Consider the following 15,498-nt stretch of genomic DNA (forward strand, 5'->3'; position numbering starts at 1 on the left):
GCCACCGCGGACGGCGGCGCCTCGTCCAGGTCCGACCCGGACAGCGGCGGTGCGAACACGGTCGCGGGCAGCGGTACGGACGCATCGTCCGCCCCGGGGTTCACATCGGTCCCGGCCCACGGCGTGGAACCGGCCGGCACCCCGTCGTTGGCGGTCGGCTCGTACGGGATCTCACCCCCGCGCCGCAGCGGCACCGCGTCCACGGGCGCCGCGGGCGCAGCGGCCCGAACGGGCTCGGGCGCCGCGGCCGGCTCGGCTCCGACCACGTCCACGGGAGCGGGAGCCCCGACCGGATCCGGAACGGGAGCCCGAGCCGGAGCCGGGGAAGGAGCCGGCGAAGGTGCCGGAGCGGCCGGGGCCGCCGCGGGCGGGATCCCCGCCCGGTCCGCGGCCTCCTGCAGCCACTCCGGCGGGCTCAGCATGAACGACGTCTGCTCGGAGTCGATCCGCGGCGGCGGAACCGAAGCCTCCGCAGGCGTAGCCGCAGCCGCGGCCCCGTACTCCTCCTCGTACCGGCGGATCACCTCACCCACCGGCAGGCCCGGCCACAGCGTCACCTCCCCGCTGTCCCGCGCGATGACCAGCCGCTGCCGGCCGCCACCCGAGACGGGACCGGCCGCGCGGTCCTCGGCCCACACGACGAACCCGAGCCCGAACTCCCGTACGCGCACCTCGCGGTGCTGGTACGCGGGCACGTCGCCGTTGATCCATTCCTCGGCGCGCTCCTGCGCCTGCGCGAACGTCACCACCGCGCCATCACCCCTCATCCGAACCGGCACGGGCACCGGGCCCCGCCACGGGAACCGAGCGTGCGAATCCGCCGTCCACCATCAGACCGGCCACCGTCTCCAGTTCCGGCGGGTTGCCCGCCAGCCTCTCCAGAAAGGCGTCGAAATCACCGCCGCACGGCAGCAACAGCCGCTCCACGCGCTCCTGCACGGACCAGCCGTCCTGATCGCGCGCATCGTCGTACGGGGAGAACCACACCGAACCGATGCCCTCGCCCTTCACCTTCAGGGCGAGCAGTCCGCCCTGCACGAAGGCCACGCACAGGTAGTCCTTCGTCAGGTGGTCCCGCAGGCACTTGTTGACGTAGACGAGGTCGTTGACCGCCGCCTCCTCGCGCACCGTGAAGAACGGCTGGTCCACCAGCAGTCCGAGGTCCACGTCCAGCCCGGCGCCGACCGGCGCGCAACCGCCCGCCGCCTTGAGGAAGGAGCGGTACGCCTCCGGCAGCCGGTAGCCGAGATCCTCCTCGACCCCCTGCACCTGCTCCTCGGAGACCGACACCACGGACTTCGGCAGGCCCATGTGCGCCGGGCGCACCTCCTGCAGCGGCCGCGTCCCGCGCTTGGCGTGGTCCACCGGCGCCGTCGCCAGTCCCGCGTGGTGCCGCAGCAGCGCCTTCACCTCGACCGGGACCAGCTCCATGCGCCGCGTGCCCGCGACGTGGTGCCAGGTCCAGCCGTGCGGGGTCGCCACCGGGCCCACCGTGTCCCACAGCTCGTGCCCGGCCGCCCGCATCGCCGCGTTCGCGGAAACGTAGTCCGTCAGCCGCAGCTCGTCCACGCCGAAGCCCTCCGGCGGCTCTGCGATCTCCACCGCCGCGCGCGCGTACGCGGAGAAGTCCGGATGCCCGTTGCCGTCCATCCGCACTCCGTGGGGATGCCGAGCGGCCCGGACCGGGTCCGGGAAATGCACGACCTGCCCCGAATAAGCGGCGTTGGGTGGCGCGGCCTGCTGCCCGAGCCGACCTGTCGTCATGGCGGTAGCCCCCTGCTGGATCTGGCTGGTTCACCACAGCCTATGCGCTGGGGCAAGGGGCTCACCCGCGCGCGACCCGGACGCCCGGCCGTCGGCCGGGAACATCCGAATTGATACGAATATTCGACCCCGCTTCCGCATGACAGATGACATTTGGCAGGCTGTCCCCGCAGCACGGGGGCGTGCGCGACAGCGGCCACCACCGCCGCCACGGGAGGGAAAGCACGACCATGCAGAACACGGCAACACGCACGAATCCGGGCGACGCCACCCCGCACGACGCGGGTACCGCGGGTAGCCCGGGCGGCGGCCCGCAAAGCGCCGGACCGTCAGGAGCCGTTCCCGAAACGGGCGGCCCCGCCGGCGACCCCCGCCTGCGCTGGAGCAGCACCGGCGGCCGCCCCGCCGTACCCGTCCTGCGCTTCCGCCGCGACGGCATCCTCCCCACCGTCGCCGCCGCCCTGTCCGTACGCGGTGAAACCCTCACCGGCACAGCCGGGAAGGCCGACCAGCCACCCGTACTCCACCCCCTCGTACAGGACTTCCTCGACACGCTCACCAGCGGTCAGCGCGAACGTTTCACCGGCCGATGTCCGGAGGCGATCCTGCTCTCCCGCCACCTCGCCGCCGTCGAAGGCGCCCGCTCCCGGCGCGCCTCCCGCAAGCCGCTGTCCCCGAGCGAAGCCCGCCGCTCCCTCAAACACGCGAAGATCACCGCCCGCCGCATCCGCGAGGACGGCGACCCCCTCCACGGCAGCTACGCGCCGCCCTGCCGGTCCTGTGACGCACTCCTCGCCCACTTCGGCGTACGCCCCGTCGACCTCACCCCCTCCGAGTAGCCATGACCACCGCCTCCGCCTCCTACGACCGCTCCTCGGCGACCCGCTTCCCCGCCGCCGTGGACTCCGCCCTGCGCACCGCCGGCTGGGAACCGGGCCGCTGGGACATCAAGCAGGCCGAGTTCTGGGCCGACGCGCTCCGCGACCACACCACCCCCGCCGGACACCAGCACACCGTGTTCCCCGCCGCCGTCGAGGCCTGGGCCGAGTTCGGCGGACTCACGGTCGGCGCCCCCGGGCCGGGCCGGCAGATAGCGCCCGTGACGGTCCGGCTCGACCCGCTGACCGGCCTGCACCTGGCACGCACCTTCGCCGACCTGGGCCGCGCCCTGTCGACGCAGCTCTGCCCCCTGGGCGTCGAGGCCGACGGGGGCTCCCACCTCGCCCTCGACCGCGAGGGCCGCGTCTACGGCATCGACCACACCGGCGACTGGTACCTCGGCGCGGGCATCGACGAAGCCCTGACCCTGCTCCTCACCGGCCTCCAGCCGACCCGCCTGACCACCGGCTGACGGGGCCAAGGGCCCCCGGGCCCCGACACCCGACCCCCAACACCCGGCCTCCCGGGCTAACCGGCGGGGAGCACCGCCGACACCTTGAAGCCGCCCTCGTCGGTCGGCCCGGACACGAACACCCCACCCAGCCCCAACACCCGCTCCCGCATCCCGACCAGCCCGTTGCCCCCGCTCGGCAGGCCGGGCTCGGCGGCCTTCCCGTCACAGGGCCCGTTCTCCACCTGCATGGCCACCTCCCCGTCCCGGTGCGCCAGGCGGACGGTCACCCGCGCGCCGGGAGCGTGCTTGTGACAATTGGTGAGCGCCTCCTGCACCACCCGGTACGCCGTCTGCTCCACCTCCGCCGCATACGCGGCCCCCGCCCCGTGCACCACCATCTCCACGACCATCCCCGCCGCCTTCGACTGCCCCACCAACGCCTCCAGCTCATCGAGCGAGGGACCCTCGTCAAAACTCCCGGCCAACGCCACCGACACCTGCTGCGCCTGCACCTGCGCCTGGCGCACCGGCTTCTCGGCCGCCCGCAGCACGCCCAGCATCTCCCGCAACTCGGTCAACGCCTGCCGACCCATGTCCCCCACCAGCGCCGCGTTCCTCGCGGCCCGCGCCGGATCCTTGGCCGCTATGGCCTCCAGCGCGGCCGCATGCACCACCATCAGCGACACCCGGTGCGCCACCACGTCGTGCATCTCCCGCGCGATCCGCGTCCGCTCCTCCGTACGCGCCCACTCCGCCCGCTCCTCGGCCCGGTCCGCCAGCAGCGACAACTCCCGCTCGAGGGAGTCCGCCCGCTCCTGAAGGCTCTCCATCAACCGCCGCCGCGCCCCGATGTACAGCCCGAACAGCACCGGCGGCACGGTCAGCGCCACCGCGACGAACCCGGACAGCGAGACCACGAGCAGGGGATCGGCCTCGACGTCCCCCCTGGTCCGCAGGTACATCACCACGAAGGTGGCGGCCAGCGTCATCGAAGCCAGGGTGGCGATGATCCGCCGGGGCACCGCGGAGGAGGCCAGCGTGTACAGGCCCACCACCCCGAGCAGGAACCCCATCGCGGCGGGCGCCACGGCGATCCCCACCAGCACCACGGCGACCGGCCACCGCCTCCGCAGCACCAGGCCGGCCCCCACAGCGAACCCGAACAGCACGCCGGCGACGACCGGCACCTCCGCCTCTCCGGCGAAGGTCACGCCCTCCCACGCGCACTCGACCGCGGACACCCCGCCGAGCCCCACGTCCACCACGGCATCCCGCCGCCGCGCCCACCACAACGGCGGCCCAGCGCGGCCTTCCCCATCCCCCGTACTGGTCATGCCGACCAGCGTACGCAGCGCCCCCTGCACACGGTCGAACGAAAATCCCGAGAACCGCCAGTAATCGCACGTACGACGGAAACGTCCGCTGACCGAGACCTGAATCCCGCATTCCGGACGACATTGGCGTCATGACCGACATCCGACGTCGCCCCGGCGACGGCACCGGCGGCCTCCGCAGCGGAACCGCGACCTTCGAATCCCTCCGCGAGCAGGCGGTGGCCCTGCGCCGGGAGGGCCTCAGCCGCCGGGACATCCGTGACCGCCTGGCCATCCACAACAACGACATCCTCAACCGCCTCCTGGAGGGCGAGCCGCCACCGGAATGGACGAAGCGGCCGAACGCGAAGGACGACCTCCGCGCCAAGGCCCGCGAGCTGCGCCTCCAGGGCATGACCTACGACCAGATCCAGCTCGAGCTCGGCTGCTCGAAGAGCTCGATCTCCCTCTGGGTCCGCGACCTCCCGAAGCCGGAACCCCGCTACACGGAGGAGGAACACAGGGCCCTCATGAACGCTGGCCTGAGGCGGCTGCGGCAGTCCCAGGCCGACGCCCGCCAGGCAACCAGGGCAGCCGCCGAGGCGGAGGTCGGCACCCTCACCGAACGCGAACTGTTCCTCGTGGGCATCGGCCTCTATTGGGCGGAGGGCCAGAAGAGCAAGCCATACGCCCGTCGCGAGCGAGTGATCTTCGTCAACAGCGACCCCGGCATGGTCCAGGTCTTCTTGGCCTGGCTCGACCTCCTCGGAATCGAGCCGGAGCGCATCCGGTATCGCGTGATGATCCACGAGTCGGCCGATGTCGTGGGCGCCGAGCGCTACTGGGCTGACCAGGTACAAGTGGATCACGCCCACCTGCAACGGACGACCCTCAAGAAGCACAATCCGAAGACAGTCCGCAAGAACGTGGGCGAGAACTACAGGGGTTGCCTGGTCGTCGGCGTGCTGGACAGCGCCGAGCTCTACTGCCGCATCGAAGGGTGGTGGTCGAGCATGGCAGTGGAGGCGCGCGACAGAAACGCGTAGGCTGGCGGCGGCCATTCCCGGGTTGCTCTGTCGGCAGGGGCGACCAGACTTTGAATCTGGGTACGACGCAGGTTCGACTCCTGCCCCGGGAGCCAGCAGGTTCGGGTCCTGACCTCCATGGTCGGGACCCGGCCTCGTTTCGGCCCCTTAACGCCCCGGTATCCTTCACGGGTCCACCCCCGAAGCCGAAGGGCATCCCCGTGAGCGCCAACCGCCCGGCAGCCGTCGTCGTACTCGCAGCGGGTGAAGGCACCCGCATGAAGTCGGCCACTCCCAAGGTCCTGCACGAGATCTGCGGGCGGTCGCTCGTCGGTCACGTGGTCGCCGCCTCCCGCGAGCTGGACCCCGCCCACCTCGTCGTGGTCGTCGGACACGCCCGGGAGCAGGTCACCGCGCACCTCGCCGGCATCGACGCCGGGGTCCGCACCGCCGTCCAGTACGAGCAGAACGGCACCGGGCACGCCGTCCGGATGGCCCTCGAAGAGCTCGGCGGCGTCGTCGACGGCACCGTGATCGTCGTCTGCGGCGACACCCCGCTGCTGACGGGCGAGACGCTGGAGCAGCTCGCGGCGACCCACCAGGCCGACGGCAACGCCGTCACCGTGCTCACCGCCGAGGTTCCGGACTCCACCGGCTACGGGCGCATCGTGCGCGACGCCGGCGGCGCCGTGACGGCCATCGTGGAGCACAAGGACGCCACCGACTCCCAGCGTGCCATCCGCGAGATCAACTCGGGTGTCTTCGCCTTCGACGGCGCGCTGCTGGCCGACGCCCTCGGCAAGGTCCGCACCGACAACAGCCAGGGCGAGGAGTACCTCACCGACGTGCTGGGGATCCTGCGCGAGGCGGGGCACCGCGTGGGTGCGGCCGTCGGCTCCGACCACCGCCAGATCCTCGGGATCAACAACCGCGTCCAGCTCGCCGAGGCCCGCGCCCTGCTCAACGCGCGGCTGCTGGAGCAGGCCATGCTCGCGGGCGTGACCGTGGTCGATCCCGCCGGCACGTTCGTGGACGTGACGGTCACCTTCGGGCAGGACGCCGTGATCCACCCGGGGACCCAGCTCCTCGGCGCCACCCACGTCGCCGAGGGGGCCGAGGTCGGTCCGAACACCCGGCTGAAGGACACCCGGGTGGGCCAGGGGGCCCGCGTGGACAACACGGTGGCCGATGGCGCGGTGATCGGCGACGGGGCGTCCGTGGGCCCGTTCGCGTACTTGCGCCCGGGCACGGTCCTCGGCGCGAAGTCCAAGGCCGGTACGTACGTGGAGATGAAGAACGCGACGATCGGCGAGGGCACGAAGGTCCCGCACCTGTCGTACGTGGGCGACGCGACGATCGGCGAGTACACCAACATCGGCGCGGCGAGCGTCTTCGTGAACTACGACGGTGAGCACAAGCACCACACCACCGTCGGCTCGCATTGCAAGACGGGCTCGGACAACATGTTTGTGGCGCCCGTCACCATCGGGGACGGTGCCTACACGGCCGCCGGGTCCGTGATCACGAAGGACGTGCCGGCCGGCGCGCTGGCCGTGGCCCGTGGCCAGCAGCGGAATATCGAGGGCTGGGTGGCCCGCAAGCGTCCGGGAAGTGCTGCTGCGACGGCGGCTCAGTCGGCGGTCCAGGTGGACTCCGACAGCCGTTGAGGTGATCTGAACGGAACGGAGTACGTCCGCGACGGCGTACCGTGATAGGTGCACGCAATTCGGCTGGCTCACCGTGTGCGGGACGGACGCACACGGGGGCGAGCAGCTTTCAACACGTCTGAGGAGACAGTGCTGTGACCGGGATCAAGACGACCGGCGAGAAGAAGCTGATGCTCTTCTCCGGCCGCGCCCACCCCGAGCTGGCCGAGGAGGTCGCGCACCAGCTGGGAGTCGGCCTCGTGCCGACCAAGGCTTTCGACTTCGCGAACGGTGAGATCTACGTCCGCTTCCAGGAGTCCGCTCGCGGCGCGGACTGCTTCCTGATCCAGAGCCACACGGCTCCGATCAACAAGTGGATCATGGAGCAGCTGATCATGATCGATGCGCTCAAGCGCGCGTCGGCACGTTCCATCACCGTGATCGTCCCGTCGTACGGGTACGCCCGCCAGGACAAGAAGCACAAGGGCCGTGAGCCGATCTCGGCCCGCCTGGTCGCCGATCTGCTGAAGACGGCGGGTGCGGACCGCATCCTCACGGTGGACCTGCACACGGACCAGATCCAGGGCTTCTTCGACGGCCCGGTGGACCACCTCTCGGCCCTGAACGTCCTTGCGGACTACGTCGGCGCCAAGGTGGACCGCACCAAGCTGACGATCGTCTCCCCGGACGCCGGCCGCGTGCGCGTGGCCGACCGCTGGTGCGACCGCCTCGACGCGCCGCTGGCGATCGTGCACAAGCGCCGCGACAAGGACGTCGCCAACCAGGTGACCGTCCACGAGGTCGTCGGTGAGGTCAAGGGCCGCGTCTGCGTGCTGGTCGACGACATGATCGACACCGGTGGCACCATCTGCGCCGCCGCCGACGCGCTGTTCGCGCACGGCGCGGAGGACGTCATCGTGACGGCCACGCACGGGATCCTGTCGGGCCCGGCCGCCGACCGCCTGAAGAACTCGAAGGTCAGCGAGTTCGTCTTCACGAACACCCTGCCCGACCCGTCCGACCTCGAGCTGGACAAGATCACGGTGCTGTCGATCGCCCCGATGATCGCGCGCGCGGTGCGCGAGGTCTTCGAGGACGGCTCCGTCACCAGCCTGTTCGAAGAGCAGCAGTAGGCACAGCGCTGGGCACGGATGTCACAGCGGATCTGCTGTGATCCTTTTTGTGGGCGGCCTCCCCGCCGGGTAGACTCATGAAGTTGCTCGGCGAGGGAGGCCGCACTGTCATGTGCGGACGCTCCGTTATCGACGCGCTCTTCGTAGCAGGCCGTTCCGGCCGGGTGACCGTTGTCCTTTTTCCGTCACCCCCACGAGGAGTGAGCATGTCCGAGGTAAAGCTTTCCGCCCAGCTCCGTGACACCTTCGGCAAGGGCTCTGCCCGCCAGGCCCGTCGTGACGCCCTGACCCCGGCTGTCATCTACGGTCACGGCACCGACCCGAAGCACGTCAACGTCGACGCCCACGCCCTGCAGCTGGCCCTGCGCACCCCGAACGTCCTGATCTCCCTGGACCTCGGCAGCGCCGGCACCGAGCTGGTCATCCCGAAGGCCGTGCAGAAGCACCCGCTGAAGCGCTCGATCTCCCACGTGGACTTCCTGATCGTCAAGAAGGGCGAGAAGGTCACCGTCGACGTCGCGATCGTCACCGAGGGCGACCTGGCCGCCGGCGGCAACATGCTGGAGACCCTCCAGAACACCGTCTCCGTCGAGGCCGAGGCCACGCACATCCCGACCGAGGTCACCGTCTCGATCGAGGGCCTCGAGGCCGGCGCCACCATCCACGCCAAGGACCTGGTCCTCCCGAAGGGCACCACCCTGGCCGTCGACGGCGACATCGCCGTCCTGCAGGTCGTCGCCCCGCAGGCCGAGGAGCCGGCCGCCGAGGGCTCCGAGGGCGCCGAGGCCTGAGCCTCGCCCCTCCCCCTCAGCAGTTGCTGACCGACCGCCGTCCGGCTCCACTGGAGCGGGACGGCGGTCGTCTCGTTTAAGGAGCTTTTGATGTCGGACGATGCGGCGCCCTGGCTGATCGTCGGCCTCGGCAATCCGGGACCGGAGTACGCGGGCAACCGCCACAACATCGGGTTCATGGTGGCCGACCTGCTGGCGGACCGGATCCGGGGGAAGTTCAAGGCGCACAAGGCCCGGGCGCAGGTGGTCGAGGGCCGCATCGGCCCGCCGGGACCGGCCAACCGCCGGGTGGTGCTGGCCAAGCCCATGACGTACATGAACCTGTCCGGCGGCCCGGTGACGGCGCTGCGCGACTTCTACAAGGTGCCGCTGGAGCGGATCGTTGCGATCCACGACGAGCTGGACATCGACTACCCGACGCTGCGGCTGAAGCTGGGCGGCGGGGACAACGGCCACAACGGGCTGAAGTCGATGACGAAGTCGATGGGTCCGGACTACCACCGGGTGCGCTGCGGCATCGGCCGGCCGCCGGGCCGGATGCAGGTCGCGGATTTCGTGCTGAAGGACTTCTCCTCCACCGAACGCAAGGAGCTGGACTGGTTCGTGGACCGGGCCGCGGACTCGGTGGAGTGCCTGATCCAAGAGGGCCTGGAGCGCGCCCAGTCGGCGTACAACTCCTGAGCGGGACGCGGCGGCGCCCCGTCAGGGTGCCGCCGCGCAGGGATTGTTACACCGGACATACCGGTGTCCACGCGCCCAACTGCGATGAATACCGACGCATACCTCTTGACCGGAGCGGCTCGCTGTCACGAAGCTGAGCGCCGCCCCCCACGGCTCTTGCTCCTCATCAGTGTCAGAGGTACTCCATGGCCCTTTCCAGGATCCGCCGGGCGGCCTTCGCCGCCGCCGCGTCCTCGCTCCTCCTCGCAGCCGCCGGTACGGCCCCCGCCTTCGCGACCGACTCGTACACCGTTCCGCTGCACCAGCCCGTGCCGATCACGGCGGATTCCTTCGGGAAGCCGGAGCCCAAGTGCGCCGACATACCGGCGACGCAGGACGGCTGGCACTTCATCGCGCCGGGCAACCCGAACGAGATCTCGTTCGTGAAGCTGACGGTGACGTTCGAGCCGGGCGGCCAGCAGGTGATCACGTCCTTCGGTCCGCCGAACGACAACCACGCCTACGTGGCCTCCGCCCCCGGCGCCAAGCTCACGTCGGCCGTCGCCGAGGTGAAGGGCGGCCGGCTGGAGTGGTTCAACCTGTCGCACACCTGCCCGGCGACCGCTACGCCGAGCCCGTTGACCAGCACCTCGGCCAGTCCGTCGAAGACGCCGTCCGGGACCCCCTCGGGCAGCACCTCGGGAACCCCGTCGACGACGCCCTCCACGTCCGTCTCCGCCTCCGGGTCGGTGACGCCGAGCCAGAGCGGCACCGGCCCCTCGGGCACTCCGAGCGCCACGCAGAGCTCTCCCGCCCCGGCTCCGGGCGGTGACCTGGCCAACACCGGGTCCGACCTGCCGGTGGCCCTGGTCTCCGCGCTAGCCGTGGCCCTCGTCGCCGCGGGCGGCGTCCTGGTGATGCGCCGCCGCCGGGCCCAGTAGGTCCGGTGGCGGGCCGCCCGTAGCGGTACGCAAGAGCCCCCGCAACGCCGTGCGTTGCGGGGGCTTGCGCGTTGTGGGGCTTCGCCGGTCAGCCGGTGTTGCGCAGGCCCGCGGCCACGCCGTTGACCGTGAGCAGCAGGGCGCGGGCGAGCAGCGGGTCCGCTTCCTCGCCGCGGGCGGCCGCTGCGCGCTGGCGGGCGAGCAGGGAGACCTGGAGGTAGGAGATCGGGTCCAGGTAGGCGTCGCGGACGGCGAAGGTCTGCTGGAGCACCGGGTGGGAGTCCAGGAGCTTCTCGCCGCCGGTGATGCGCAGGACCTCGCGGACGGTCAGCTCGTGCTCGGCCTCGATGCGCGCGAAGACGTGCTTGAGGTGGTCCGGTACGAGGGTGTCGACGTAGTGGCGGGCGATCCGCAGGTCGGTCTTGGCCAGCGTCATCTCGACGTTGGACAGGAAGTTGCGGAAGAAGTGCCAGCGCTCGCCCATTTCGGTGAGGACGTCCTCGCGGCCCGCTTCGCGCAGGGCCTTGAGGCCCGAGCCGACCCCGTACCAGCCGGGGACGATCTGGCGGGACTGGGTCCAGCCGAAGACCCACGGGATGGCGCGCAGGCCGTCGAGGCCGGCGCCGGAGTCGGGGCGGCGCGAGGGGCGCGAGCCCAGATGCAGGTCGGCCAGCTGGTCGACGGGGGTGGCGGCGAAGAAGTACGCCGGCAGGTCCGGGTCCTCGACGAGTGCGCGGTAGGCGGCGTGCGCGGCGTCGGAGACGGTGTCCATGGCCGCGTCCCAGCGGGCGAGGGCCTCGTCGGACTGGCGGGGCGCGGTGTGCAGCGCGGAGGCCTGCAGGGTGGCGGCGACGGTCAGCTCGAGGTTTTCGCGGGCCAGGGACGGCACGAGGTACTTGTCGGAGATGACCTCGCCCTGCTCGGTGACCTTGATCTCGCCCTCCAGGGTGCCCCAGGGCTGGGCGAGGATCGCGTCGTGCGAGGGGCCGCCGCCGCGGCCGACGGTTCCGCCGCGGCCGTGGAAGAGGCGCAGCCGGACCCCGTAGCGGTGTGCGACGTCGCGCAGGCGGCGCTGGGCGCGGTGGATCTCCCACTGCGAGGTGGTGATGCCGCCGAACTTGGAGGAGTCGGAGTAGCCGAGCATGACCTCCTGGACGTCGCCGCGCAGGGAGACCAGGCGGCGGTAGGAGGGGTCGGCGAGCATCTCGTCGAGGATCACGTCGGCGGCGCGCAGTTCGTCGGTGGTTTCCAGGAGCGGCACGATGCCGATCTTGGCCCAGCCGCTGTGCAGGTCGATCAGACCGGCTTCGCGGGCGAGGACGGCGGCGGCGAAGACGTCGTCGGCGCCCTGGCACATCGAGATGATGTAGGACTCGATGACCTCGGGGCCGAACTTTTCGAAGGCGTCCTTGATCGCGAAGAAGACGCCGAGGGTCTTGTGTCCGGCGGCGTCGAGCGGGGCCGGGGTGGGGGCCAGCGGGCGGCGGGAGCGCAGCTCCTTGGCGAGCAGCTTCTGCCGGTAGTCGCGCGGCATGTCGGCGTAGCGCCAGGACTCCTCGCCGAGCCGGTCGAAGAGCTGGCCCAGCGCGTGGTGGTGGGCGTCCGCGTGCTCGCGTACGTCCATGGTGGCCAGCTGGAGGCCGAAGGCGGCCAGGGTGCGGATGGTGCGGTCCATGCGGCCGTCGGCGAAGAGGGCGCCGCGGTGCTCGCGCAGGGAGGTCTGGATGAGGGTGAGGTCGGTGAGCAGCTCGGCGGTGCCGAGGTAGTCGCGGCCCTCTTCGTGGGGGGTGCCCTTGGCGAGGCGCTCGCGGGTGTTGACGAGCTTCTGCCGGATGCAGGTGGCCTTGAGGCGGTACGGCTCCTCGGCGTTCAGCCGCTTGTAGCGCGGGCTGATCTCGGGGAGGCGTTCGAGGTCGGCCTGGAGGGAGGCGAGGAGCTCCTCGGTGGCGCCGGTGTAGCGGATGGAGTTGGACAGCAGTCCGCGCAGGAAGTCGATCAGCTCGAGGGCGTCGGTGATGCCGTGTTCGTGCTGGAGGATCAGCACGTCCCTCGTCACCTGGGGGGTGACGTTGGGGTTGCCGTCGCGGTCGCCGCCGATCCAGGTGCCGAAGGTGAGGGGGCGGGTGCCGGCGGGGAGCTCGACGCCGACGCGCTGGAGCTCGGCGGCCAGGTCTTCCAGGACGTCGCCGACCGCGCCGGCGTGCAGCTCGTCGAGGTAGTAGATGGCGTTGCGGGCCTCGTCGGCGGGCTCGGGGCGGACCACGCGCAGCTCGTCGGTCTGCCAGACGAGGTCGATGTTCTCGGCGAGGCGCAGGTCGTGGCGGCGGCGGTCGCCGGCGCCGGTGACGGGTTCCTCCAGCAGGGCGGCGATGCGGCGCAGCTTGTTCAGGACGCTGCGGCGGGCCGCCTCGGTGGGGTGCGCCGTGAAGACGGGGCGGACGTTGAGGTTCTTGACCGTCTCGCGCAGGTGTTCGGGGTCGGCGTCCTTGAGCATGTCGGCGGTGCGGGCGAGGAGCCCGCCCTCGGCGGCGCGGTGGGCGCGCAGCTCCTTGCCGCGGTGCACCTGCTCGGTGACGTTCGCGAGGTGGAAGTAGGTGGAGAAGGCGCGCACCAGCTTGGCGGCGGTCTCCAGGTCGGTGTCGCCGAGCAGGGCGGCGGCGGCTTCGCCGTCGGTGCGCGTCAGTGCGCGCACTTGTTCGACGAGGTCGAGGAGGTCCTGGCCCTCCTGGCGTACGAGGGTCTCGCCGAGGAGGTCACCGAGCCGGCGGATGTCCGCGCGCAACTCTGCGTTGGCGGCGGCCTCCGGGGTGGCGGGGGCGGCCGGCTGGGTGGCCAGGGGGGCCTGGTCAGCACTGCTCACAGGTGCGGCTCCTTGCAGTGTTCGAGCGCTACTGGGCGGTGGGCTCCCGACCGCGCACGGCGATGCCGATCCTGATGCGCAGCTCGGGCTGCCCGTGCGGACCGCGCTGTCCGACGACAACAGGATAGGTGTCCGAGGCGCGTGCCTGGGCAGATGTCTCATCAGGCGGCTCGTGAACGGCTCGGGCCGCCACCACGGTCCCCGGCCGCGCTCCTGTTGCCGCCGGACCCCGCTTTGCCATACTTACGATGCCGTAGGTTACGGGTCCGTAGGGTCCGTGACCGGGGAGCCTGCCGACATCTCTCACCCCCCAGGGGACACCCATGACCACCAGTCCCGATCTGATCGAGGGCGCCTCCGCGTCCTCCGACACCTCTGCGTCGTCCGCCACGCTCGGCGGCGAGAACAAGCGGTCCATCGAGCAGATCACCCTTCTGCTGTTCATCACCGTTCCCTTCCTGGCGCTGCTGGCGGCGGTGCCGCTGGTGTGGGGCTGGGGGGTGAGCTGGCTCGACATCGGCCTGATGGTCTTCATGTACTTCCTGGCCTGCCACGGGGTCACCATCGGCTTCCACCGCTACTTCACGCACGGCTCCTTCAAGGCGAAGCGGCCGCTGCGGATCGTCCTGGCCGTGATGGGCTCGATGGCGGTGGAGGGCCCGCTGGTGCGCTGGGTGGCCGACCACCGCAAGCACCACAAGTTCTCGGACCACGAGGGCGACCCGCATTCGCCGTGGCGGTTCGGCGAGACGGTGCCGGCGCTGATCAAGGGCCTGTGGTGGGCGCACATCGGCTGGCTCTTCGACGAGGAGCAGACCGACCAGCAGAAGTACGCCCCCGACCTGATCAAGGACCCGGCGATCCGGCGGATCTCGCGGGACTTCATCTACTGGACGATGCTCTCGCTCGCGATCCCGCCGCTGGTGGGCGGCCTGGTGACGATGTCCTGGTGGGGCGCCTTCACGGCGTTCTTCTGGGGTTCGCTGGTGCGCGTCGCGCTGCTGCACCACGTGACGTGGTCGATCAACTCGATCTGCCACGCCGTGGGCAAGCGGCCGTTCAAGTCGCGCGACCGCTCGGGCAACGTGTGGTGGCTGGCGGTGCTGTCGTGCGGGGAGTCCTGGCACAACCTGCACCACGCCGACCCGACCTCGGCCCGGCACGGGGTGCTGCGCGGCCAGGTCGACTCCAGTGCCCGGCTGATCCGCTGGTTCGAGCAGCTGGGCTGGGCCACCGACGTGCGCTGGCCCTCGGCGGACCGCATCGAAGCCCGGCGCAGGGAAACCGAGCCGAACCCGGCATGATGGGAGGCGTGGCGATCGACGGCGGTAATTCCAGCAGCGACAAGCCCAGGCGTGGCCGCCGGGTTCGGATGACGGGCGCGGAGCGGCGCCAGCAACTGCTGGACATCGGCCGGACCCTGTTCGCCGAGAAGGGCTTCGAAGGCACCTCGGTGGAGGAGATCGCGGCGAAGGCCGGGGTGTCCAAGCCGGTGGTGTACGAGCACTTCGGCGGCAAGGAGGGCCTGTACGCGGTCGTCGTGGACCGGGAGATGCGCCAGCTGCTGGACGGGGTGACGGGCGCGCTGACGGCCGGGCACCCGCGGGAGCTGCTGGAGCAGGCGGCCTTCGCACTGCTGGACTACATCGAGTCCTACACGGACGGTTTCCGGATCCTCGTACGGGATTCCCCGGTCGCCCAGTCCACCGGCACCTTCGCCTCGCTGATCAGTGACATCGCCACGCAGGTCGAGGACATCCTGGGCCTGGAGTTCAAGGCCCGCGGCTTCGACCCGAAGCTGGCCCCCCTGTACGCCCAGGCCCTGGTGGGGATGGTGGCGCTGACCGGCCAGTGGTGGCTGGACGTGCGCCGCCCGAAGAAGGCGGAGGTGGCGGCGCACCTGGTGAACCTGGCCTGGCACGGGCTGGACGGCCTGGAGTCCAAGCCTCAGCTGGTGGGCCGCCGCAAGAGCTGAGCCCCGCAGTCGCCCCGCACGCGCGACGGCGCCCCGTCACCGGCAGGTCCGGTGGCG

13 protein-coding genes, 1 tRNA gene and 1 pseudogene are annotated in these 15,498 nt (G+C 71.2%); 11 read left to right on the forward strand and 4 right to left on the reverse strand.

Translation table 11 applies throughout. The features are described from left to right. Positions 1-767, reverse strand: a pseudogene (locus AB0D44_RS18340) (hypothetical protein); the annotation flags it as partial. Beyond that, complete coding sequence (locus tag AB0D44_RS18345) at positions 757-1,764, reverse strand: SMI1/KNR4 family protein (RefSeq protein ID WP_362591615.1); 1,008 nt, start codon at positions 1,762-1,764, stop codon at positions 757-759. The pseudogene AB0D44_RS18340 and the gene AB0D44_RS18345, both read right to left, overlap by 11 nt. Before the next feature lie 230 nt (positions 1,765-1,994). Between AB0D44_RS18345 and AB0D44_RS18350 the strand changes: the two genes are divergently transcribed. Together AB0D44_RS18350 and AB0D44_RS18355 are read left to right on the forward strand one after the other, a co-directional pair. Continuing rightward, a complete protein-coding gene (locus AB0D44_RS18350; protein WP_362591618.1) occupies positions 1,995-2,603 on the forward strand; it encodes a YwqJ-related putative deaminase in 609 nt (202 codons plus the stop codon). Between the two features lie 2 nt (positions 2,604-2,605). Next, positions 2,606-3,115 (forward strand): SUKH-3 domain-containing protein, encoded by a 510-nt coding sequence (locus AB0D44_RS18355; RefSeq protein ID WP_362591621.1) that lies wholly within the window; start codon positions 2,606-2,608, stop codon positions 3,113-3,115. A gap of 56 nt (positions 3,116-3,171) precedes the next feature. Here the strand turns inward: AB0D44_RS18355 and AB0D44_RS18360 are convergent, their stop codons facing one another. Then, a complete protein-coding gene (locus AB0D44_RS18360) occupies positions 3,172-4,431 on the reverse strand; it encodes a histidine kinase (RefSeq protein ID WP_362591624.1) in 1,260 nt (419 codons plus the stop codon). Between the two features lie 131 nt (positions 4,432-4,562). On the opposite strand from AB0D44_RS18360, the gene AB0D44_RS18365 reads away from it, so the two are divergent. The 7 genes from AB0D44_RS18365 (at position 4,563) to AB0D44_RS18395 (ending at position 10,606) form a co-directional block, all read left to right on the forward strand. Next, positions 4,563-5,456: a hypothetical protein gene (locus AB0D44_RS18365; protein ID WP_362591627.1), complete on the forward strand. Its 894-nt coding sequence runs from the start codon at positions 4,563-4,565 to the stop codon at positions 5,454-5,456. A 15-nt stretch (positions 5,457-5,471) separates the two neighbouring features. Further along, positions 5,472-5,551: transfer RNA gene (locus tag AB0D44_RS18370), tRNA-Gln, on the forward strand. 105 nt (positions 5,552-5,656) lie between these two features. Continuing rightward, a complete protein-coding gene (gene glmU, locus AB0D44_RS18375) occupies positions 5,657-7,102 on the forward strand; it encodes a bifunctional UDP-N-acetylglucosamine diphosphorylase/glucosamine-1-phosphate N-acetyltransferase GlmU (RefSeq protein ID WP_362591630.1) in 1,446 nt (481 codons plus the stop codon). 134 nt (positions 7,103-7,236) lie between these two features. Next, the gene (locus AB0D44_RS18380; protein WP_030716976.1) at positions 7,237-8,214 is read left to right on the forward strand and encodes a ribose-phosphate diphosphokinase; all 978 of its coding nucleotides are present in this window, start codon (positions 7,237-7,239) and stop codon (positions 8,212-8,214) included. 206 nt (positions 8,215-8,420) lie between these two features. Further along, positions 8,421-9,005, forward strand: coding sequence for a 50S ribosomal protein L25/general stress protein Ctc (locus tag AB0D44_RS18385; RefSeq protein ID WP_362591633.1), 585 nt, complete (start codon positions 8,421-8,423; stop codon positions 9,003-9,005). A 90-nt stretch (positions 9,006-9,095) separates the two neighbouring features. Continuing rightward, a complete protein-coding gene (gene pth, locus AB0D44_RS18390) occupies positions 9,096-9,686 on the forward strand; it encodes an aminoacyl-tRNA hydrolase (RefSeq protein ID WP_362591636.1) in 591 nt (196 codons plus the stop codon). Between the two features lie 185 nt (positions 9,687-9,871). Beyond that, positions 9,872-10,606 (forward strand): LPXTG cell wall anchor domain-containing protein, encoded by a 735-nt coding sequence (locus AB0D44_RS18395; RefSeq protein WP_362591639.1) that lies wholly within the window; start codon positions 9,872-9,874, stop codon positions 10,604-10,606. Positions 10,607-10,694: 88 nt separating this feature from the next. Here the strand turns inward: AB0D44_RS18395 and ppc are convergent, their stop codons facing one another. Next, entirely contained in the window at positions 10,695-13,442 is a 2,748-nt protein-coding gene (gene ppc / locus AB0D44_RS18400) for a phosphoenolpyruvate carboxylase (RefSeq protein WP_362591799.1), read from the reverse strand. Positions 13,443-13,789: 347 nt separating this feature from the next. On the opposite strand from ppc, the gene AB0D44_RS18405 reads away from it, so the two are divergent. Further along, complete coding sequence (locus AB0D44_RS18405; protein WP_362591641.1) at positions 13,790-14,770, forward strand: fatty acid desaturase; 981 nt, start codon at positions 13,790-13,792, stop codon at positions 14,768-14,770. Beyond that, a complete protein-coding gene (locus AB0D44_RS18410) occupies positions 14,770-15,441 on the forward strand; it encodes a TetR/AcrR family transcriptional regulator (protein ID WP_257559415.1) in 672 nt (223 codons plus the stop codon). The genes AB0D44_RS18405 and AB0D44_RS18410 overlap by 1 nt, the downstream gene beginning before the upstream one ends. Positions 15,442-15,498: the final 57 nt, after the last annotated feature.

It is taken from the genome of Streptomyces sp. NPDC048349, from assembly GCF_040651925.1.
GTDB lineage: Bacteria > Actinomycetota > Actinomycetes > Streptomycetales > Streptomycetaceae > Streptomyces.

Excerpts from the sequence above, each read along its gene's own strand:
- AB0D44_RS18345 (WP_362591615.1), bottom strand. The coding sequence starts at position 1,764 with ATGACGACAGGTCGGCTCGGGCAGCAGGCCGCGCCACCCAACGCCGCT.
- AB0D44_RS18350 (WP_362591618.1), top strand. The coding sequence starts at position 1,995 with ATGCAGAACACGGCAACACGCACGAATCCGGGCGACGCCACCCCGCAC.
- AB0D44_RS18355 (WP_362591621.1), top strand. The coding sequence starts at position 2,606 with ATGACCACCGCCTCCGCCTCCTACGACCGCTCCTCGGCGACCCGCTTC.
- AB0D44_RS18360 (WP_362591624.1), bottom strand. The coding sequence starts at position 4,431 with ATGACCAGTACGGGGGATGGGGAAGGCCGCGCTGGGCCGCCGTTGTGG.
- AB0D44_RS18365 (WP_362591627.1), top strand. The coding sequence starts at position 4,563 with ATGACCGACATCCGACGTCGCCCCGGCGACGGCACCGGCGGCCTCCGC.
- AB0D44_RS18385 (WP_362591633.1), top strand. The coding sequence starts at position 8,421 with ATGTCCGAGGTAAAGCTTTCCGCCCAGCTCCGTGACACCTTCGGCAAG.
- pth (WP_362591636.1), top strand. The coding sequence starts at position 9,096 with ATGTCGGACGATGCGGCGCCCTGGCTGATCGTCGGCCTCGGCAATCCG.
- AB0D44_RS18395 (WP_362591639.1), top strand. The coding sequence starts at position 9,872 with ATGGCCCTTTCCAGGATCCGCCGGGCGGCCTTCGCCGCCGCCGCGTCC.
- AB0D44_RS18405 (WP_362591641.1), top strand. The coding sequence starts at position 13,790 with ATGACCACCAGTCCCGATCTGATCGAGGGCGCCTCCGCGTCCTCCGAC.
- AB0D44_RS18410 (WP_257559415.1), top strand. The coding sequence starts at position 14,770 with ATGGGAGGCGTGGCGATCGACGGCGGTAATTCCAGCAGCGACAAGCCC.